At 72.2% G+C, this 20159-nt stretch carries 16 protein-coding genes; 9 read left to right on the forward strand and 7 right to left on the reverse strand.

Translation table 11 applies throughout. The features are described 5' to 3' along the window. The first annotated feature begins 120 nt into the window (after nucleotides 1-120). The 5 genes from ACFYYR_RS27760 to ACFYYR_RS27780 all read left to right on the forward strand — a co-directional run bounded on the left by ACFYYR_RS27760 (nucleotide 121) and on the right by ACFYYR_RS27780 (nucleotide 5825). On the forward strand, nucleotides 121-1746 hold the full coding sequence (locus ACFYYR_RS27760; protein ID WP_388859185.1) for an ABC transporter substrate-binding protein: 1626 nt from the start codon (nucleotides 121-123) through the stop codon (nucleotides 1744-1746). An 85-nt stretch (nucleotides 1747-1831) separates the two neighbouring features. Continuing rightward, nucleotides 1832-2755, forward strand: a complete 924-nt coding sequence (locus tag ACFYYR_RS27765; protein ID WP_388859188.1) for an ABC transporter permease — start codon at nucleotides 1832-1834, stop codon at nucleotides 2753-2755. Beyond that, nucleotides 2748-3731 (forward strand): ABC transporter permease, encoded by a 984-nt coding sequence (locus ACFYYR_RS27770; RefSeq protein ID WP_388859191.1) that lies wholly within the window; start codon nucleotides 2748-2750, stop codon nucleotides 3729-3731. Before ACFYYR_RS27765 ends, ACFYYR_RS27770 begins: the two co-directional genes overlap by 8 nt. A gap of 11 nt (nucleotides 3732-3742) precedes the next feature. Beyond that, nucleotides 3743-4795 (forward strand): ABC transporter ATP-binding protein, encoded by a 1053-nt coding sequence (locus ACFYYR_RS27775; RefSeq protein WP_388859194.1) that lies wholly within the window; start codon nucleotides 3743-3745, stop codon nucleotides 4793-4795. After that, nucleotides 4788-5825: an ABC transporter ATP-binding protein gene (locus tag ACFYYR_RS27780; RefSeq protein ID WP_388859197.1), complete on the forward strand. Its 1038-nt coding sequence runs from the start codon at nucleotides 4788-4790 to the stop codon at nucleotides 5823-5825. The genes ACFYYR_RS27775 and ACFYYR_RS27780 overlap by 8 nt, the downstream gene beginning before the upstream one ends. A gap of 76 nt (nucleotides 5826-5901) precedes the next feature. Here ACFYYR_RS27780 and ACFYYR_RS27785 read toward each other — a convergent pair whose 3' ends face one another. The 6 genes from ACFYYR_RS27785 to ACFYYR_RS27810 form a co-directional block, all read right to left on the reverse strand. Further along, entirely contained in the window at nucleotides 5902-7095 is a 1194-nt protein-coding gene (locus ACFYYR_RS27785; RefSeq protein ID WP_388859200.1) for an ABC transporter ATP-binding protein, read from the reverse strand. Beyond that, complete coding sequence (locus ACFYYR_RS27790) at nucleotides 7085-8191, reverse strand: ABC transporter ATP-binding protein (protein ID WP_388859204.1); 1107 nt, start codon at nucleotides 8189-8191, stop codon at nucleotides 7085-7087. The genes ACFYYR_RS27785 and ACFYYR_RS27790 overlap by 11 nt, the downstream gene beginning before the upstream one ends. A gap of 14 nt (nucleotides 8192-8205) precedes the next feature. Beyond that, nucleotides 8206-9183: an ABC transporter permease gene (locus ACFYYR_RS27795; protein ID WP_388859208.1), complete on the reverse strand. Its 978-nt coding sequence runs from the start codon at nucleotides 9181-9183 to the stop codon at nucleotides 8206-8208. Between the two features lie 218 nt (nucleotides 9184-9401). Beyond that, nucleotides 9402-11201 carry an ABC transporter substrate-binding protein gene (locus tag ACFYYR_RS27800; RefSeq protein WP_388859211.1) on the reverse strand — a complete coding sequence of 600 codons (1800 nt, stop codon included), beginning with the start codon at nucleotides 11199-11201 and terminating at the stop codon, nucleotides 9402-9404. Nucleotides 11202-11324: 123 nt separating this feature from the next. Then, nucleotides 11325-12350, reverse strand: a complete 1026-nt coding sequence (locus ACFYYR_RS27805; protein ID WP_388859214.1) for an ABC transporter permease — start codon at nucleotides 12348-12350, stop codon at nucleotides 11325-11327. 437 nt (nucleotides 12351-12787) lie between these two features. Next, nucleotides 12788-14917, reverse strand: a complete 2130-nt coding sequence (locus tag ACFYYR_RS27810; protein WP_388859217.1) for a prolyl oligopeptidase family serine peptidase — start codon at nucleotides 14915-14917, stop codon at nucleotides 12788-12790. A 319-nt stretch (nucleotides 14918-15236) separates the two neighbouring features. Between ACFYYR_RS27810 and ACFYYR_RS27815 the strand changes: the two genes are divergently transcribed. The 4 genes from ACFYYR_RS27815 to ACFYYR_RS27830 all read left to right on the forward strand — a co-directional run bounded on the left by ACFYYR_RS27815 (nucleotide 15237) and on the right by ACFYYR_RS27830 (nucleotide 19183). Further along, nucleotides 15237-15431 carry a hypothetical protein gene (locus ACFYYR_RS27815; protein ID WP_351504854.1) on the forward strand — a complete coding sequence of 65 codons (195 nt, stop codon included), beginning with the start codon at nucleotides 15237-15239 and terminating at the stop codon, nucleotides 15429-15431. A 128-nt stretch (nucleotides 15432-15559) separates the two neighbouring features. Then, nucleotides 15560-16513 carry an N-acetyl-1-D-myo-inositol-2-amino-2-deoxy-alpha-D-glucopyranoside deacetylase gene (mshB, locus tag ACFYYR_RS27820; RefSeq protein WP_388859220.1) on the forward strand — a complete coding sequence of 318 codons (954 nt, stop codon included), beginning with the start codon at nucleotides 15560-15562 and terminating at the stop codon, nucleotides 16511-16513. Continuing rightward, on the forward strand, nucleotides 16513-16881 hold the full coding sequence (locus ACFYYR_RS27825) for a DUF6113 family protein (RefSeq protein WP_388859355.1): 369 nt from the start codon (nucleotides 16513-16515) through the stop codon (nucleotides 16879-16881). The genes mshB and ACFYYR_RS27825 overlap by 1 nt, the downstream gene beginning before the upstream one ends. A gap of 154 nt (nucleotides 16882-17035) precedes the next feature. Next, nucleotides 17036-19183 carry a peptidoglycan binding domain-containing protein gene (locus tag ACFYYR_RS27830; RefSeq protein ID WP_388859223.1) on the forward strand — a complete coding sequence of 716 codons (2148 nt, stop codon included), beginning with the start codon at nucleotides 17036-17038 and terminating at the stop codon, nucleotides 19181-19183. Nucleotides 19184-19311: 128 nt separating this feature from the next. On the opposite strand, the gene ACFYYR_RS27835 is transcribed toward ACFYYR_RS27830, so the two are convergent. Beyond that, the gene (locus ACFYYR_RS27835; protein ID WP_388859226.1) at nucleotides 19312-20142 is read right to left on the reverse strand and encodes a tetratricopeptide repeat protein; all 831 of its coding nucleotides are present in this window, start codon (nucleotides 20140-20142) and stop codon (nucleotides 19312-19314) included. Nucleotides 20143-20159 lie beyond the last annotated feature (17 nt).

Raw genomic sequence — 20159 nt, forward strand, 5'->3', positions numbered from 1 at the left:
GCGGGCATTCGGGGGGATCTGGCGCATGATCCGCGTGTAGGGAGTTAGCATAAGTGCACTTTGGGGCAATTTGGGGTGTTATTTGGTCTACGTGAGACCTGGCACTCCAAGGAGGCACCCATGCGCGGAGCCATGTACGCCAAGTGGGCCGCAGGCGCCGTGACCGTCGCCCTCGCCGCGACGGCGTGCGGCAGCGGCGGTGGGGGCAGCGGCACCGACGGTTCCGGAATCGTCAGCTCCTCCTGGGGCGACCCCCAGAACCCGCTCGAGCCGGCCAACACCAACGAGGTCCAGGGCGGCAAGGTCATGGACATGGTCTTCCGCGGTCTGAAGAAGTACGACCCCCGGACCGGCGCGGCCCAGAACATGGTGGCCGAGAAGATCGATACGACCGACTCGCAGAACTTCACCATCACCCTCAAGGACGGCTGGACCTTCAGCAACGGCGAGAAGGTCACCTCCCACTCGTTCGTGGACGCCTGGAACTACGGGGCCCTCATCACGAACAAGCAGAAGAACGCCCCCTTCTTCGACACCATCCAGGGCTACGACCAGGTCCACCCGGAGTCCGGCAGCCCCACCGCCAAGACCCTCTCCGGCCTCAAGGTGAAGGACGACCGGACGTTCACGGTGAAGCTGAGCCAGAAGTTCTCCACCTGGCCCGACACCCTCGGATACGCGGCGTTCTCCCCGCTCCCGAAGACCTTCTTCAGCGACCACTCCGCCTGGCTGAGCCAGCCGGTGGGCAACGGCCCGTACACCATCGACTCGTACACCAAGGGCTCGCAGATGCAGCTGCGCACCTGGAACGAGTACCCCGGCAGCGACAAGGCGCGGAACGGCGGTGTGGACCTCAAGGTCTACACCGACAACAACACCGCCTACACCGATCTGCTGGCCGGCAACCTCGACCTGGCCGACGACATCCCCGCCTCGCAGCTCAAGAACGCCCCCAGCGACCTCGGCAGCCGCTACATCAACCAGCCGGCGGGCATCATCCAGACCCTCACCTTCCCCTACTACGACAAGGACTGGGGCCCGGGGAAGGAGAAGCTGCGGCTCGGCATCTCCCGGGCCATCAACCGCCCGCAGATCACCGAGCAGATCTTCCAGAAGACCCGCACCCCCGCCACCGACTGGACCTCACCGGTCCTCGGGGCGGACGGCGGCTACCGGGCCGGGCTCTGCGGCGACGCCTGCGTGTACGACCCCGCCGCGGCCAAGAAGCTCATCGAGGAGGGCGGCGGCCTCCCCGGCGGCCGGATGACGATCACCACCAACGTCGACACCGGCTCCCACCGGCTGTGGACGGACGCCGTCTGCAACAGCATCAACAACGTGCTGGGCGACGACCAGGCCTGCACGGTCAAGCCCGTCGGCACCTTCGCCGACTACCGCAACCAGGTCACCAGCGGCAAGATGACCGGCCCGTTCCGCGCCGGCTGGCAGATGGACTACCCACTGATCCAGAACTTCCTCCAGCCGCTCTACTACACCGGCGCCTCCTCCAACGACGGCAAGTTCACCAACAAGGACTTCGACAACCTCGTCAACCGAGCGAACGGCGAGAGCGACACCGCACAGGCCGTCGGCACCTTCCAGGACGCCGAGAAGATCCTCGCCCAGCAGATGCCGGCCATCCCGCTCTGGTACCAGAACGGCAACGGCGGCTACTCGGAGCGCATCAGCAACGTGACGCTCAACCCGTTCAGCGTCCCCGTCTACAACGAGATCCAGGTCAAGTGAGGCCCGGCCGCCACCGGGACCGGTGCCCCCGCCGGCGCCGGTCCCGCGGACCCGCCTCCGCCGGCCCACCACGCGCGGAGCTGCCATGGGCCGCTATGTGATCCGACGGCTGCTCCAGATGATCCCGGTGTTCATCGGCAGCACGTTCCTGATCTTCATCATGGTGTACGCCCTCGGGGACCCGGTCGCGGCCCTCTTCGGCGACAAGGCCCCGGACGCCGCCACCGCCGCGCAGATCCGCAAGGACCTCTACCTCGATCAGCCGCTGTGGAAGCAGTACCTCCACTACATGGGGCAGATCTTCCAGGGTGACTTCGGCACGGCGTTCAACGGACAGCCCGTCACCGAGCTGATGGCCGAGGCCCTCCCCGTGACGCTGCGGCTCACCGTGGTCGCGGTCGTCATCGAGATGCTCGTCGGGATCACCCTCGGCGTGCTGAGCGGACTGCGGCGCGGCCGGAGCGTCGACACCACGGTGCTCTTCCTGACCCTGATCGTCATCTCGGTGCCCACCTTCGTCACCGGCTATGTGCTGCAGTTCCTGCTCGGCGTCAAATGGGAGGTCGTCAGCCCGTCGGTGTCGCCCGAGGCACCGTTCGACGAGCTGATCCTGCCCGGCACCGTCCTCGCCCTGGTCTCGCTGGCCTACGTCACCCGGCTGAGCCGCACCTCGATCGCGGAGAACGTCCGCGCCGACTACGTCCGGACCGCGATCGCCAAGGGACTCCCGCGCCGCCGGGTCATCACCCGGCACCTGCTGCGCAACTCGCTGATCCCCGTCGTCACCTTCATCGGCACGGACATCGGCTTCCTGATGGGCGGGGCGATCGTCACCGAGCGGATCTTCAACATCCACGGGGTCGGCTTCCAGCTCTACCAGGGGATCCTGCGGAACAACTCCCCCACGGTGGTCGGCTTCGTGACCGTGCTGGTCATCGTCTTCCTGCTGGCCAACCTGGTCGTCGACGTCCTCTACGGCGTGCTCGACCCGAGGATCCGCTATGCCTGAGCAGCCGTACGACCCGGAGGAAGCGATCGCCCCGACCGGCGTCGGCGGCACGATGGACCTCGCCGTCAGCGAGGCGGAGACCCTGGAGGGCGGCCCCGAGGGCGGTCCGGCACCCGCCGGGCCCACCGGCAGGCCGCGCAGCCTCTGGTCCGACGCCTGGCACGAACTGCGCCGCAACCCGGTCTTCATCCTCTCCGGGCTGATGATCGTGTTCCTGGTGCTGATCTCCGTCTGGCCGCAGCTCATCGCCGACGGCAACCCGCTCCAGTGCGACCTCGCCAAGTCCCAGCAGGGCTCGGCGCCCGGCCACCCCTTCGGCTACGACACCCAGGGCTGCGACGTCTACACCCGCACCGTCTACGGAGCCCGCGCCTCCGTCACCGTCGGCGTCTGCGCCACCCTCGGCGCGGCCCTCCTCGGCAGCCTCCTCGGCGGCCTCGGCGGCTACTACGGACGGTGGGGGGACGCCCTGCTCTCCCGCACCGCCGACATCTTCTTCGGCATCCCCGTCGTCCTCGGCGGACTCGTCTTCCTGTCGGTCGTCACCAGCAGCACCGTGTGGCCGGTGGTCGGGTTCATCGTGCTGCTCGGCTGGCCGCAGATCTCCCGGATCGCCCGCGGCGCGGTGATCACCGCCATCCAGAACGACTACGTCCAGGCGGCCCGGGCCCTCGGCGCGGGCAACGGCCGGATCCTGCTGCGGCACGTCGGGCCGAACGCGGTGGCCCCGGTCATCGTGGTCGCCACCATCGCGCTCGGCACCTACATCTCGCTGGAGGCCACGCTGTCGTTCCTCGGCGTGGGGCTGCGCCCGCCCACCGTCTCCTGGGGCATCGACATCTCCAACGCCGCCCCGCAGATCCGCAACGCACCGCACATGCTGCTCTGGCCGGCCGGCGCGCTGAGCATCACCGTCCTGGCGTTCATCATGCTCGGCGACGCGGTGCGCGACGCCCTCGACCCCAAGCTGCGCTGAGGAGGAGCTCCATGACCACGCTGCTGGAGGTGCGCGATCTGCGCGTCGAGTTCCGGACCCGGGACGGCGTCGCCCGTGCCGTGAACGGGGTGTCCTGGGAGGTCGACGCCGGGGAGACGCTGGCGGTGCTGGGCGAGTCCGGCTCGGGGAAGTCCGTCACGGCCCAGGCCGTCATGGGCATCCTGGACAGCCCGCCCGGCTTCGTCACCGGTGGCCAGGTGCTCTTCCAGGGGCGGGACCTGCTCACCATGGACCGGGAGGAGCGCCGGAGGATCCGCGGCGCCAGGATGGCGATGATCTTCCAGGACGCGCTCTCCTCGCTGAATCCGGTGCTGTCGGTGGGCTATCAGCTCGGTGAGATGTTCCGGGTGCATCAGGGTCTCTCCCGCAAGGAGGCCAGAGCCAGGGCCGTGGAGCTGATGGACCGGGTGCGGATTCCGGCGGCGAAGCAGCGGGTGGGGGACTATCCGCACCAGTTCTCCGGCGGTATGCGGCAGCGGATCATGATCGCGATGGCGCTGGCGCTGGAGCCGGATCTGATCATTGCGGACGAGCCGACGACGGCGCTGGACGTGACGGTGCAGGCGCAGGTGATGGGCCTGCTGGCGGAGCTCCAGCGCGAGTTCACCATGGGCCTGATCCTGATCACGCACGATCTGGGCGTGGTGGCGGACGTCGCGGACAAGATCGCGGTGATGTACGCGGGGCGGATCGTGGAGACGGCTCCGGTGCACGAGCTGTACAAGCGTCCGGCGCACCCCTACACGCGCGGTCTGCTGGACTCGATCCCGCGGCTGGACCAGAAGGGCCAGGACCTCTCCGCGATCAAGGGCCTGCCGCCCAACCTCACCGCCGTACCGCCCGGTTGCGCCTTCCATCCGCGCTGCCCGCGCACCCGGGACCTCTGCCGGACCGAGCGGCCCCCGCTGCTGCCGGTCACCGAGCCGGTGGTGCCGATGCCGCAGGCCCGGGCGGGGACCCCGCTGTCGGAGGCCATGGGCGAGGCCGAGGTCCCCGGCCGGACCAGTGCCTGTCACTTCTGGAAGGACGAGCTGCATGCCTGAGCCGATCCTCGAAGTGCGCGACCTCGCCAAGCTCTACCCCCTCACCCGGGGCATCGTCGTCAAGCGGCAGATCGGCGCGATCCGCGCGGTCGACACCGTCTCCTTCGACCTGATGCGCGGTGAGACCCTCGGCGTCGTGGGGGAGTCGGGCTGTGGCAAGTCGACCCTCGCGAAGCTGCTGGTCCACCTGGAACGGCCGACGGCCGGCCGGATCCGCTTCAAGGGCCAGGACATCACCGAGCTCTCGGGGCGGGCGCTGAAGGCGGTGCGGCGGAACATCCAGATGGTGTTCCAGGACCCGTACACCTCGCTCAACCCGCGGATGACCGTCGGCGACATCATCGGCGAGCCGTACGAGATCCACCCGGAGGTGGCCCCGAAGGGCGACCGGCGGCGCAAGGTGCAGGAGCTGCTGGACGTCGTCGGGCTGAACCCGGAGTACATCAACCGGTACCCGCACCAGTTCTCCGGCGGTCAGCGCCAGCGCATCGGCATCGCCCGCGGCCTGGCGCTCAACCCGGAGATCATCATCTGCGACGAGCCGGTCTCCGCCCTGGACGTCTCGGTCCAGGCGCAGGTGGTCAACCTGCTGGACCGGCTCCAGGACGAGTTCCGGCTGTCGTACGTGTTCATCGCGCACGACCTCTCCGTGGTCCGGCACATCTCCGACCGGGTGGCCGTGATGTACCTGGGGCGGTTCGCGGAGACCGGCACCGAGGAGCAGATCTACACGTACCCGACCCACCCGTACACCCAGGCGCTGCTCTCCGCGGTGCCCGTCCCCGACCCGGAGCTGCGGGAGCTGCGCGAGCGCATCCTGCTGTCCGGCGACGTGCCGTCCCCGGCCGACCCGCCGTCCGGCTGCCGCTTCCGCACCCGCTGCTGGAAGGCCCGGGAGATCTGCGCGCTGGAGACACCACCGCTGGCGGTGCCGGAGCGGCTGGCGGCCGCCGGCGGCCCGGCCGCCCACCCGTCGGCCTGCCACTTCGCGGAGGAGAAACCGGCGGTGGTGCCGACGGGGGCGGGGTAGCGGCCGCGCCCGCGGACCCCGGCAGCCGGCCGGGACTCCCGGCCCCTCTGCTCCGGCTCCACCCCGGTGGCCTGCTTCAGTCCCGCTCCGTCCCCTCCTCGATCGCGGCCAGTGCGGGGTCGAGGATGACATCGGCGCCGCGGGCCGCCGTCGTCGGCTCCTCCGGGAAGTGGCAGGCCGTCAGGTGCCCCGGGGCGTTCCCCTCGATCCGTACCAGCGGTGGCTGTTCGGCCGCGCACCGCTCCCGGGCCTTCCAGCAGCGGGTCCGGAACCGGCAGCCGGACGGCGGGCTGATCGGGGAGGGGACGTCGCCCGCCAGCCGGATGCGCTCCCGGCCCGTGCGCTCCTCCTCTTCCTCGCCGATCACCGCCTCCGGCACCGCCGACAGCAGCGCGTGGGTGTACGGGTGGCGGGGGCGGGTGTAGAGGGAGTCGCGGTCCCCGGTCTCCACCACCGTCCCCAGGTACATCACGGCCACCCGCTGCGAGACATGCCGGACCACCGCCAGGTCGTGGGCGATGAAGACGAACGCGATGCCCAGGTCCCGCTGGAGCCGCTGGAGCAGATTGACCACCTGCGCCTGGATGGAGACGTCCAGCGCGGACACCGGCTCGTCGGCCACGATCAGCCTCGGCTCCAGTGCCAGCGCCCGGGCGACGCCGATCCGCTGCCGCTGACCGCCGGAGAACTCGTGCGGGAAGCGGTTGTAGTGCTCCGGGTTGAGGCCCACCGTCTCCAGGAGCTCGCGCACCCGCCGCTCCCGGCCGCCCGGCGGACGGATGCCGTTGATCTCCATGGGGCCGCGGATGATGGTGCCGACGGTCTGCCGCGGGTTCAGCGACGCGTACGGGTCCTGGAAGATCATCTGGATCTCGGAGCGCACCGGCGCCAGCGCGGCACGGCCGGCGTGGCTGATGTCCCGGCCCCGGTAGACGATCCGGCCCGCGGTCGGCTCCAGCAGCCGGGTCAGCAGCCGCCCGGTGGTGGACTTCCCGCAGCCGGACTCGCCGACCAGTCCGAAGCTCTCGCCCGCGTGGACGGTGAGATCGATGCCGTCCACGGCCCGGACCGCGCCGACCCTCCGGCGGAACGGGAAGCCGCCCTTGATGGGGAAGTGCTTGACCAACTGCTCCGCGACGAGCAGCGGCTCACCGGGAGGCGCGGGGACGGCCTGCGCGCCCGGCACCTCGCCACCGCGGGTCTCCGCACTCCGCCCCTCCCCGCTCCCGCCCCCCGCACGCGGACCGGGAACGCTCGCTTCACTGCTCATGACGGCTCGCTCCCAGTTTGGGCCGGATCTGCCCGGTGAAGATGGTCTGTCGCAGGCCGGCCCCGAGATGGCAGGCGGCTCCGCGCCCGTCCGGCATCGCCGGGCGGTCCTCGGCGCACCGCGGACCGCCCGCGCCCGGCGCCCCCCGTGCCGCGTCCACTTCGGAGACGAAGCCGCAGCGGGGGTGGAACGGGCACCCCGCCGGGGGCGCCAGCAGGCTCGGCGGGGCTCCCGGTATCGGCGTCAGCGCCTCTTCCACCGGGGACTCCAGCCGGGGCATGGAGCTCAGCAGCCCCCAGGTGTACGGGTGCTGGGGCGAGCGGAGCACCTCCCGGACGGTGCCGCGCTCCACCGCCCGGCCCGCGTACATCACCAGCAGGTCGTCGGCGGTGTGGGCGACCACGCCCAGATCGTGGGTGATCAGCACGATCGCCGAGCCGAACTCCTGCTGGAGATCCCGCAGCAGGTCCAGGATCTGGGCCTGCACGGTGACGTCCAGCGCGGTCGTCGGCTCGTCCGCGATCAGCAGTTCGGGGTTGCAGACCAGCGCCATCGCGATCATCGCGCGCTGCCGCATGCCCCCGGAGAACTGGTGCGGGTAGTCGTGCACCCGGAGCCGGGCATGCGGGATGCCCACCTTCTCCAGCATCTCGGCCGCGCGCAGCAGCGCCTCCCGCCGGGACGCGCCGGTGTGCTTGCGGTACGGCTCGGCGATCTGCCGCCCGACGGTGTAGTACGGCGACAGCGCGGTCAGCGAATCCTGGAAGATCATGGCGACCTTGTTGCCGCGCAGCCGCTCCAGGGTCCGCTCGGACGCGCCGGTCATCTCCTGGCCGTCCAGCAGGATCTCGCCGCGGATCTCGGTGTGCCGGGGGTCGTGCAGCCCCATCACGGCGAGGTTGGTGACGGACTTCCCCGAGCCGGACTCGCCGACGATGCCCAGGGTGCGGCCCCGTTCCAGGCCGAAGGAGAGCCCGTCGACGGCCTTGACGGTGCCGTCCTCGGTGCCGAAGTGCACGGACAGGTCGCGGACGGAGAGGAACGGGCCGGCCGCCGGGGCCGGCGGGGTGTTCTCGGGCGTGGTCGGAAGTGTCACGGTCCCTCCCCGGTCTAGGCGAGCCGCACGCGCGGGTCGATGTACGCGTAGAGGGCGTCCACGATGATGTTGGCCACCACGATGGCGGTGCAGCTGAACAGCATCACGCCCATGAGCATGGGCAGGTCCTTCTCGGTCACCGAGTTCACCGCGAGCCGGCCGAGGCCGTGCAGCCCGAAGGTGAACTCCGTGATCATCGCGCCGCCGAACAGCGACCCCAGGTCGATGCCGACGATGGTCACGATGGGGGCGAGCGCCCCGCGCCAGGCGTAGCGGAAGAAGACCGTCCGGCGGGACATCCCCTTGGCCCGCGCGGTGCGCACATGCTCCTCGTCCAGCTGCTCGATCATCTGCGAACGGGTCATCCGGCTGTAGTTGGCGACGAAGATGATGGACAGGATCAGCCAGGGCAGCAGCAGCCCGGTGAACCACCGGGCCGGGTCCTCGGTGAGCGGGGTGTACTCGGGGTTGTCGAGCACCCCCCAGGTGTCGACCAGCAGCCACAGCGCGATCACGCCGACGAAGTAGATCTGCAGCGAGTTGCCGATCAGGGAGAGCGAGCTGAAGAACTTGTCGGTGACGGTGCCGCGCCGGGCGGCGGCGACCATGCCGATGCCCACCCCCACGACGAGGAACACGACGGTCCCGCCGACGGTCAGCGACAGGGTGGTGGGGTAGCGGTCGAGGATGGTCTCCCAGACCGGCTGGGAGTCGTTGAACGAGTAGCCCAGACAGGGTGCGTGGCACCGGCCGACCGCGAAGTCGCGGCCCGCGGCGATCCCCGCGAGGTAGTGCCAGAACTGCAGCGGCACCGGCTCGTCGAGACCGAGGTTCTCCTTGATCAGGGCGACCGCCTCGGGGCTGCAGTTCTTGCCGCAGGCCAGCAGGGCCGGCTCGGAGGGCAGGGCGAAGAAGAGAAAGAACGTGATCGCGCTGATCAGGAAAATGATCACCAGGGCGCCGAGGGAACGGCGGAGGAGGAATCGCAGCATGGCATCGCGGTCTTCCGGTAGCGCCGCGGCCCCGGCGGAGGCCGGCCGGCGGACGGGGGACGGGGGCCCGGCCGGTCCCGCCGCCGGGTGACGGCGGGACCGGCCGCGGTGCGCCCGGGCGCCGGGACCTGCCGGGTGGACCGGACAGGTCCCCGCAGGACCGGGCGGGCAGGCCTGCTTCACCGAGGCCCGGCGGGCAGGCGGCCCGGCGGGCAGGCCTACTTCACAAAGACGCCGGTCGGATCGGCGGTCCCGTACACGGAGTGGTACTTCACCCCGCCGAGGCCCGAACCCCACAGCGACCACTGCCGGTTGTAGAAGATCGGCACCGCCGGGACCTCGTCCTTCAGGATCCGCTCGGCGAGCTTCACCCACTGCTCGGACGCCGCCTCCACATCGGTCATCCCGTTGATCCGGTCGATCTCGGCGTCCACCGAGGCGCTCTTGAGGTGCCAGTAGTTCTGGGACCCGTCGGCCACCCCGTCCCCGTGGAACAGCGGCGGGACGACGGTCGAGCCGACCGGCCAGTCCGCGCCCCACGAGGCCCGGTAGATGTCGAACCGGTTGTCGGTCTTGGAGATCTCGGTGGAGTAGTTGTTGGAGTCGATCTCCTTCTTCTCCACCCGGAACCCGGCCTTCTCCAGCGCCTGCGCGACCACCACCGCGACCTTCTGGTACTCGGTGGTGTTGGGGTAGGCGTAGACGATCTCCTGCCCCTCCTTGCCCGCCTCCTTCAGCAGGGCCTTGGCCTTGACGGGGTCACCGGCCGGATGGGTCTTCTTGCCGTACGGGTCGGTGTCCTTCCAGCCCGCCAGCGACGGGGAGAGCAGGTTCCCGGCGACCTGCCCGGCCCGCGGCCCGCCGAACTGGCCGAGGATCTGGCCGTTGGGCAGCGCGTAGGCCAGGGCCTGCCGGACTTTCTTGTCCTTCTGCCGTGTCATGTTGATCGCCATGTAGTCGACGTACGGCTGCACCTCGTTGAAGGAGCGGGCGGCGGTGCCGCGGTCCTTGAGGACCGCGGGCCCGTTCTCGATCGTCACGGCGTTGGTGAAGGACATCGCGGTCCGGTCGCTGCCCCGGTCGGCCAGCAGCCGGCGGCCGGAATCGGGCTCCTGGATGCCGAAGCGGATGTCGAACCGGTCCGGGTACTGGTGCCGCACCGCGTCGGTCCGCGGATCCCAGTGCTCGTTGCGCACCAGCGTCAGCGACTTCCCCGCCTTGAGGGTGCCGACCTTGTACGGCCCGGAGGAGACCGGGTGGTTGGTGTACTTCTCCCCGGTGTCCCTGCCGCCCCGGTGCGGCACGGCGCCGACGTTCGGCATGGCGACCGCGTACGGCGTGTCCGCGTGCGGCTGCTGGAAGTGGAAGACGACGGTCTTCTCGTCCGGGGTGTCCAGCACGCTGCTGGACAGGTGCTTTCCCTTGTACGGGCCGTCCGGCAGCGCCTTCCGGAAGGACTGTCCGCCGCCCGACAGCCACTGCGGGATGTAGAGCGGCCCGTCCGTGGCCCACTTCGCGTACAGCCGCTCGACGCTCTGCCGCACATCGGCGGAGGTGATCGGCGTGCCGTCCTCGAACTTCAGCCCGTCCTTCAGCCTGTACGTCCAGGTGCGGCCGCCGTCGGAGGGCTTGCCGGTGTCCGTGGCGAGGTCGCCGACCAGCGTGACCCTGCCGTCCGCGGCCACCTTGTACGTGGTCAGCGACCGGTTGAAGAGCATCTGGACGGTGAGCTGGTCGCCGTAGTAGATCTGCGCCGGGTCCAGGTAGGTGAAGGCGTCGCGCTGCAGGACGTGGACGGTGCCGCCCTTCTTCGCGCCCGGCACCTCGGCGGCCGGACCGGTGGAGTCAGCCCGCGTGCCGACCGAGTAGTTCTCGGCCCGGTTCTTGTCCTTGCCCTGCGGCGCGCCCCGGTCCTCGTCCTTCCGGCCGTCTCCGCCGCTGCATCCGGAGAGGACGAGCACCCCGGCCGCCAGAGCCGCGGTGGCCCACCGCGCCCTGCCCGTCACTGGCATTCTCATCGATTCCTGCACCTGCCTGTCCGTGGTCGCCTGGTGCTGCCTGGCTGGGAAGTGCCGGGGCGTGAGCCCGCCCCGTGGTGCGTCCGTCGGTGCGTCAGTGCCGTTCAGGCCCCGCCGCCGGGGTCAGCGCTTCGTCCTGGGGTCGAACGCGTCCCTGACCGAGTCCCCGAGCAGGTTGAAGGCGACGACGAAGATCACCATCGCGATGCCGGGGAAGAACATGTAGGTGATGTCGTTCTGGTAGTGCCGGGCCCCCGCGGCGAACATCCGGCCCCAGTCGGGGGTGGGTTCGACGACGCCCACGCCGAGGAAGGACAGCCCGGCCTCGACGGTGACGAAGGCGGGCAGCATCAGCGTCGTCTGGACCAGGATCGGGGTCCACAGGTTCGGCAGCAGCTCCGTGCGGATGATCCGCCACGGCGAGGCGCCGGTGACCTTGGCGGCCTCCACGAACTCCCGCTCCCGCAGGCTCAGCACCTGGCCGCGGAGCAGCCGCGCCAGCCCCATCCAGCCCAGGGCCCACTGCACGATGATCAGGGTCATGACACGCAGAGAGGTCGGCGTCTCCTTCTCCGGGCTGACGAACAGGGCGTACACCACGGGGGTGAAGGCCACGAACGACAGCTGGGCGGGGAAGGCCAGCAGCAGATCGATGAACCGGCCGAGGGCGTAGTCGGCCCTGCCCCCCAGATACCCGGCGGTGACGCCGATGACGATGCCGGTCAGCGTGCACAGCACGGTCACCGCGGTGGCGATCAGCAGCGAGGTGCGGATGCCGTACAGCAGCTGGGTGAACACGTCCCGGCCGAGCTGGGGTTCCAGGCCGAACCAGAACTCCCCGTCGATGCCGCCGCCCGGCTTCACCGGGTAGAAGAACTCGTCGAGCAGGCCCGGCCGGTCGAGCCCGTACGTCGTGTAGGGATCCTTGCCGTAGAGCCAGGAGATGACCGGGGCCAGCAGCGCGATCACGAAGAAGAACAGCACGACGAAGGCGGAGGCGACGCCCGTCCGGTCCCGGGTGAACCGGCGCCACATGAGCTGTCCCGGGGAGCGGCCCGCCACCTCCGCGGCAGCCGCCCCGGCCGGCTCCGGCCCCGCGGGGAGGGGCGCACCGACTCCTGTCGCACCGGCCCGGTATGGACTCGTCATCGTGTAACGCCCCCGCACTGTAGGTCCGTTGCACTGGATCGCGGCGTCGCCGAACGCCGTGAGATGAGCGGACTGTCGCAACGGGGGTCACTGCCAGTCAAGGGGCAGGCACAGGAAGCCGGGCCGGGCGGGCGCTTCTTGAGCGAAGGTTGGGCAGATCGACGTGGCTGCGTGCTTGACAGTGCCCGCACCGCCCCGCCGGACGGTGACAAGGAACGGACAACGCCGTTAACACACAAGCAACTTGGCGGAATCAGCGCCGATATGTGAACGCGTCATCCTGGACGGCGTACGGCCGTGCGGGTGCCGTGGACCGGCCGGGGGCGGTACGCCGTCCCCGGCCGGTCGTGCTCGGGGCCGGCCCCTTGCGCTCGGGCCGGCCCTCCCGCCCGCCGGCGTCCCGGGTCGGCCGCCGACGTCATTCCGGCGCCCCGCTCTCAGGTCAGGCCGAGCGATCGCTTGAGGAAGTCCACCTGGAGCAGCAGCAGATTCTCCGCCACCTGCTCCTGCGGCGTCATATGGGTCACCCCGGAGAGCGGCAGCACCTCGTGCGGGCGGCCCGCGGCGAGCAGCGCCGAGGAGAGCCGCAGGGTGTGCGCCGCCACCACGTTGTCGTCGGCCAGGCCGTGAATGACCATCAGCGGCCGGGCCGGGTCCGCGGCGCCCGACAGCCCCTCGTCGGTGACGAGCGAGTTGGCCGCGTAGACCTCCGCCTGCTCCTCCGGCAGCCCGAGGTACCGCTCGGTGTAGTGGGTGTCGTACAGCCGCCAGTCGGTGACCGGGGCGCCCGCCACCCCCGCGTGGAACACGTCCGGGCGGCGCAGCACCGCGAGTGCCGCGAGATAACCGCCGTAGGACCAGCCGCGGATGGCGACCCGGCTGAGGTCCAGGGGGTGGTTTTCGGCCAGCGCCTGCAGGGCCTCGACCTGGTCGTCCAGGGTCGCGCCGGCGAAGTCGTGGGCCACGGCCTTCTCCCACCCGGGGGAGCGGCCGGGGGTGCCGCGGCCGTCGGCGACGACCACGGCGAAGCCCTGGTCGGCGAACCACTGGGAGGTCAGATAGGCGTTGTGCGCGGCGACGACGCGCTGGCCGTGCGGGCCGCCGTAGGGGTCCATGAGGACCGGCAGCGGGCCGTCCCCCTCCCGGTGGCCCGACGGCAGCAGCACGGCGCAGGGGATCCTGCGCGCGCCCGCCTCGCACAGCTGGGCCCGCGCGGTCAGGACGGGCCGGTCCGCGACGGAGGCCACGACGCCGACGGGCTTGCCGTCCCGGTGGATCCGCACCGTCGCCCCCGGATCGGTCGGCGAGGTGGAGGAGAGCACCACGACCCCGCCGGAGCGGACCGCGGAGTGCACCCCGCGGCCCTCGGAGAGCCGCTCCATCCCGCGGCCGTTCACCCGGTGGACGTGGATCTCGCCGATCGCCGGTTCCGGCGCCTCGGGCCCGGCCGACGCCGAGATCAGCACATCGTCGTCGGTGACGTCCAGCACGGCCCGGACGTGCAGTTCGGGGCCGGTCAGCGGGCGGTCGCCCACCATCAGCACCCGCTTCCCGGCCTCGTCGGCGATCCGCACCAGTCGGCCGTCCGGCGTCCAGGCGGGCACCCCGGGGAACAGTTCCAGCCAGACCGGGTCCTCGTCCGCGTGCACCATCCGGGTGGCACCGCTCCCGGTGTCCACCGCCAGGCAGAGCTGGCTGCGCTGGTCCCGGGCCTGGACGAGCAGCAGCGGCGGCCCCGCCGCGGACCAGTGCACCCGCGCCAGGTACGGGTACCGCTCGCGGTCCCACGCGACCTCGGTGCGGGACCCGTCCAGGCCGGTGAGGAAGAGCCGGACCTCGGCGTTGGCCGTCCCGGCGGCCGGGTAGCCGACCTCGGCGGGCTCCCGGTCCGGATGGGCCGGGTCGGCGATCCACCAGCGCCGCACCGGGGAGGTGTCGACGCGGGCGACGAGCAGCCGGTCGCTCTCCGGCGACCACCAGAAGCCGCGGGAGCGCTGCATCTCCTCGGCGGCGATGAACTCCGCGAGCCCGTGGGTCACGCCCTCCGGGTCCCCGGGCTCCGGCGCGGCGACGGCCCGGTCCCCGTCGCCGTCGGCGCCGACGACGCGCAGGGCGCCGCCCATGGCGTACGCGATGTGCCGCCCGTCGGGGGACGGGCGCGGGTCCACGACACCGCTGGGGACCTGGAGTTCCCGCGCCGTGCCGGCCCGCAGTTCGGCGGCGAACAGGCGGCCGGAGAGCGCGAACGCGGCCAGCTCGACGGCGTCGTCCACCGCGTAGCCGACGATGCCCGCCGAGCCCTCACGGCTCCGCTCGCGCCGCGCCCGCTCCTCGGCCGACAGCTCCTCCGCCGCGCCGCCGAGCAGCGCGGCCGGGTCGGCGGCGATGCGCTCCTGGCCGGTGTCCAGGTCGTGCACCCAGAGCAGATGGGCCCGGTCGGTGCCGCTCCGGGTGCGCAGGAAGGCCAGCCGCGCGCCGTCCGGCGACACGGTGAAGGCGCGCGGCGCGCCCAGGGTGAACCGCTGGGTTCGGGCGTGCTGGCGCGGGAAGGTGAGCTGTCCGGTCATGCGGCGACCCTAATCGGGATGGCCGGGGTCCGGAGGGCGGCCGAGAGACCGGACTGGCCGGTTCCGCCCTTCCCGGCCGAAAGGGGACCGGCCGGATACGCCGTACCGGCCCCGTACGGCGCGGCGCGGCCGGAAATCCCCGTACCGGTACGGGCGTTGCCGGACGATGGGCGGCGCCCCTGCGCCCCTCGTGCTCCTGTGCACCGATCCATGACCTCGCACGGAAAGTTATGATCAGTTGCGCATCGTGGGTATGAAGACCGTGGCATCGGTATGTTGTCCGTCCGTTGGCCCGACCGCATTTTGGAGGTGAACCGCCGTGGCACTCTCGATTTCGGCGGTGGTGCTGCTGGCGATCATCGTCTTCCTGCTGGTCCGGAAATCCGGACTGAAGGCCGGACACGCGGTGGTCTGCATGCTGTTGGGGTTCTATCTGGCGAGCTCGTCGATCGCCCCGACGATCAGTGAGCTGACCACGAACGTGGCCGGCATGATCGGGGACATCAAGTTCTGACCCGGCCGGGCTTCCGGCGCCCCTCCCGGGGCGCCCGCTCCCGTCGTCTCCCGCGGTAGGCCTCCCGCTCCCTCGTGGGGCGGGCTCCGGCTGCCGGGGCACCGGCCCACGGCTCGTACGCTGTAGCCATGACCGACCAGCCCACCCGTGCCGCGTCGCCCGCCCCGCCGGGGAGCGCCGAGCGCACGGCTCCGTCCCGCCGTCTGCTGCTGGTGCACGCGCACCCGGACGACGAGACGATCAACAACGGCGCGACCATGGCCAAGTACGCGGCCGAGGGTGCCCGGGTCACCCTGGTGACCTGCACGCTCGGCGAGGAGGGCGAGGTCATCCCGCCGGAGCTGGCCCATCTCGCCGCGGACCGCGAGGACACCCTCGGCGCGTACCGCGCGGGTGAACTGGCCGCCGCCATGAAGGAACTCGGCGTCGAGGACCACCGCTTCCTCGGCGGCGCGGGGCGCTACCGCGACTCCGGGATGATGGGGGTCGCCTCCAACGACCGCCCCGGATCCTTCTGGAGCGCCGACGTCGACACGGCGGCCGGAGAGCTCGTCGCGGTGGTGCGGGAGGTCCGGCCCCAGGTCCTGGTCGCCTATGACGAACACGGCGGATACGGTCATCCCGACCACATCCAGGCACACCGCGTCGCGATGCGCGCCGCCGATCTCGCCGCGGACCCCGCCCACCGGCCGGAGCTCGGTGCCGCGCACACCGTGGCGAAGATCTACTGGAACTGCCTGCCGCGGTCGGTCGTCGAGGCCGGCTTCGCGCGGCTGCGGGAGTCCGGGGCGTCCTTCCCCGGGATCGCCGAGCCGGCGGACCTGCCGGGCGTGGTCGACGACGCCGAGGTGACGGCCCGGATCGACGGCCGGGCCCACGCGGCGGCCAAGTCAGCCGCCCTGCGGGCCCATGCCACCCAGATCGCCGTCGACGGCCCCTTCTTCGCGCTCTCCAACGACCTCGGGCAGCCGCTCTTCGTGGAGGAGTACTACCGGCTGGTACGCGGCACCCCGGGCGGGGAGCTCCCGGAGAGCGACCTGTTCGCCGGTGTGCCCGGCGCCGACGGCCGGGAGGAGACATGATGACGGTCGGGCGGCTCGCGGCCTTTGCCGGACTTCTGCTGCTGGGGGCGCTGACCGGGGTCACCGGCACGCTCGTCCAAGCGGCCTGGTTCCCGGGCGGATTGCTGCTCGCCCTGCTGGCGGTCGCCGGCCTCTGCTACGGCGGGCTCCGGGCGGCCGGGGTCCGTGCCGGGGCGTTGGTGCCCGCCGTGGGCTGGCTGCTGGCGGTCATCCTGCTGACGCCCGCCCGGCCGGAGGGGGACTTCCTCTTCGGCGCGGGCGTGGGATCCTACATCTTCCTGCTGGGCGGAACGATGGTCGCTGTGATGTGTGCCACCCTGCCGCACCCGCCCCCACCGGGCGTACGGCCCGCCCGACTTGACAAGTGACGTGACAGAACGCGCCATCCTGCGAGGCCGTGGCCGGGGCGGGTGATCCGGTGGTCCGGGGAGGGCTACCGGGACCGCCCCAGTATGGTGGTGCGCGCCGCCGAGCCGCCCGCGTGAGGTATGCCGGGCGGCGGAGCTAACCGGGAGAACCGCCTTGAGTCGTGAATCTGACAGTTCGTCCTCCGGGTCCACCGGCCGCGGGGGAGCCGCCTACCCCTCGGGAACCCCGCCGTACGGGGCGCGTACCTATCCGTCGCTGCACCCGACGCAGGACGACGGCGCGCACGACGGCTCCGAGACGGCCGAGTCCACCCCGCTCCCCAAGTCCGAGGAGCAGCCGAGGACCGAGACAACGCTGACCACCCGGATCAAGATCAACATCCCGGGTTCCCGGCCGATCCCGCCGGTCGTCATGCGCAAGCCGGTCGAGGAGGGCGACACCGGGGCCGGGGCCGCCGCGGGCTCCGCCGAGGCGCCCGCCGAGCCGGTCACCAAGCCGGCCGCCGCCGCTCCCGCCCCCAAGGACGAGCCCAGCGCCTCCGCCGCCGAGAGCACGGAGGAGACCCGGACGAGCGACTGGTTCGCGCCGCGCAAGCCGCAGCCGGCGCCGCCGTCCGCCCCCGCGACCCCGCCGTCCGGCTCCGACGCGCCGTCCGGCCCCGGGAAGGGCGGGCAGCAGCGCTCCGACCTGCCGTACTTCTCCGAGGGCGGCGCCGGCGGCAACCGCTCCACCCCCGCCGCCGGCTCCCCCTTCGGCAGCGGCCCGGGAGCCGGTCCCGCCGCCCAGGGGCCCGGCTCCGGACCCGGGTCGACCCCGCCGTTGGGCACGCCCCGCCCCGGCTCCGGTCCCGCGGGCCCCACCGCGTCCGGCGACGGCGACATGACGGTGCCGCCCGCCGGTCCGCGATCCGGCGCCCCCGCCCGCGGGGACGTCCCCCCGCAGCGCAACCAGCAGCCTCCCGGCCCCGGCGGCGACCGTCGCCCGCCCGCCCCGGGCATAGGGGCGGTCGGCGCGGGTGCGCCGGCTCCCTCCGGGCCGACGGCGCCCGGACGGTCCGGCCCGCCCGTTCCCGGCCACTCCGGCGCCGGTGACCTCGGCATCCCCGTGGACTCCGGCCCCCGGGCCCCCGGTGGCCCGGACGGTCCCGGCGCGCCCCAGGGCCCCGACCACGTCTCCGGCGACACCCTGGTCAGCGGCTTCCCGGCGGTCCCGCCGGCCGAGGGCTCCCCGTTCCCGGGCTCGCCCTTCCCCGGCTCGGCGTTCCCGGGCACCCCGTTCCCCGGCTCGCCGGACGCGGACGACGACGCCGGCTCCGCTCCGGCGCCTGCCGCCGCCCCCGCCCGGCCGGCCAAGAAGGGCCGCTCCAAGCTCGTCCTGGCCGGCGCCGGTGTGGTCGGCCTGGTCTGCGTCGCGTACGGCGCGGGTCTGCTGCTCGACCACGCGGACGTGCCGAACGGCACCAGCGTCCTCGGTGTGGACATCGGCGGCATGTCCAAGGAAGCGGCGGTGCAGAAGCTCGACGGCGAGCTGAGCGGCCGTACCAAGGCGCCGCTGGTCGTCACCGTCGACGGCAAGGAGCGCCCGCTCAAGCCCGCCACCGCCGGGCTCACCCTCGACACCGAGACGACCGTCGGCAACGCCGCCGGACGGGACTACAACCCGGTCTCGGTGATCGGTTCGCTCTTCGGCGGGGCCCGCGAGGCCGAGCCGAAGATCGTGGTCGACGAGGAGAAGCTCACCGCCGCCCTGCGGCAGGTCTCCGGCGAGACCGCCGGCCTCCAGGACGGCGGCATCAAGTTCTCCGGAGGCAAGGCCGTCGCCGTGCCCGGCCGGACCCACCGGGCGCTGGACGTCGACAAGTCCGTGCGGGCCGTCGAGGACGCCTTCCGGCAGCGGGCCGCGACGGGCCGCAGCGGCGCCGTCGAACTCCCGGTCGGCATGCAGAAGCCGAGCATCGACCGGGCCGAGATCGCCCGCGCGAAGAAGGACTTCGCCGATCCCGCGATGTCCGGCCTGGTCACCGTCCAGACCGACGCCGCGCACAAGATCGCGTTCAGCCCGGAGAACTCCCTGCCGAAGTTCGTGGAGATGCAGCCGATCAACGGCCGGCTCGTCGACACCTACGACCTCAAGGCGCTCCAGAAGCTGTACGGGGGCACCTTCGACGGCGTGCTCGTCCAGCGCGGCAACGGCCAGAAGACCCCCGTCACCCCGCAGGACGTGATCGGGGCGCTGCGGCAGGCGCTGCGTGAGACCAGCCCCGCGAAGCGCGTCGCCGTGATCGAGACGAACGCGCGGTAGCCGCAGGTCCGCCCCGTACGGGCCCGGCCGCGCCCCCGGGCCCCGGACCCGGCGGAAGCAACCGGCGAAGCCCCCTGTCCGGAGACCGGGCAGGGGGCTTCGCCGCGTCCGTACGCGGCTCGGGGCGGTCAGTTCAGCTTGGCCCGGGCCGCCAGCGCCTCGTGCCGGGCCGTCTCCGCCGCGTCCGCGTCCACCGGCGCGACGATCTCCGCCCAGTCCTCCAGCTCCGCCGCGCCCTCCCGGAACTCGCCGCGCTCCACCAGCAGCCGGGCGCGCTCGTAGCGCAGCCGCGCCGGGTGGCTGGGCAGCAGCAGCGACAGCTCCACCGCCCACAGCTGCACCGCCGACTGCTCCGGCCGCGCCGCCGCCCAGGCGCGGATGTTGTTGAGGATCCGCAGCACGATCTCCAGCGGCTCGGCGGGGGTGAGCATCGACGGCGCCAGGGGTTCACCGGTCGTCCCCGTCACCAGCAGCTCCGCGTCCTCGCCGGTCAGCACCCGGCCCCCGGCGAACGGGTCCACCAGCACCCGGGCGTCCTGCTCGCCGAAGCCGACCACGAAGTGCCCCGGCAGCCCCAAGCCGTAGACCGGTGCTCCCGCCCGGCGGGCCACCTCGATCCACACCACCGACAGCAGGATCGGCAGACCGCGCCGCCGCCGCAGGACGTGCGGCAGCAGGGAGGACTCCAGCCGCCGGTAGTCCGCCGGGGTGCCGTGGAAGCCGTGGCGCTCGCCCAGCAGATCGGCGACCGCCTGTGCCCAGCCCCGCGCGCCGCCGACCGGCCGGTAGGGCAGCAGCCCGGCCAGCCGGTCCAGCTCGATCTGTGCCGCGTCGATGCCCGCCTCGCCCAGCTCCGGCTCCGCCTCGGCGGCCACCAGCAGGCACAGCAGGGCGAGATCGGGCCGCTCGGAGCGGGCGGCCTCCGCGAACCGCTGCCGCCGGGCCGTGGTGTCGTGCATGTCCGCCTCGTGCCCGC

Origin of the sequence: Streptomyces sp. NPDC001922, from assembly GCF_042891165.1 — a bacterium.
GTDB lineage: Bacteria > Actinomycetota > Actinomycetes > Streptomycetales > Streptomycetaceae > Streptomyces.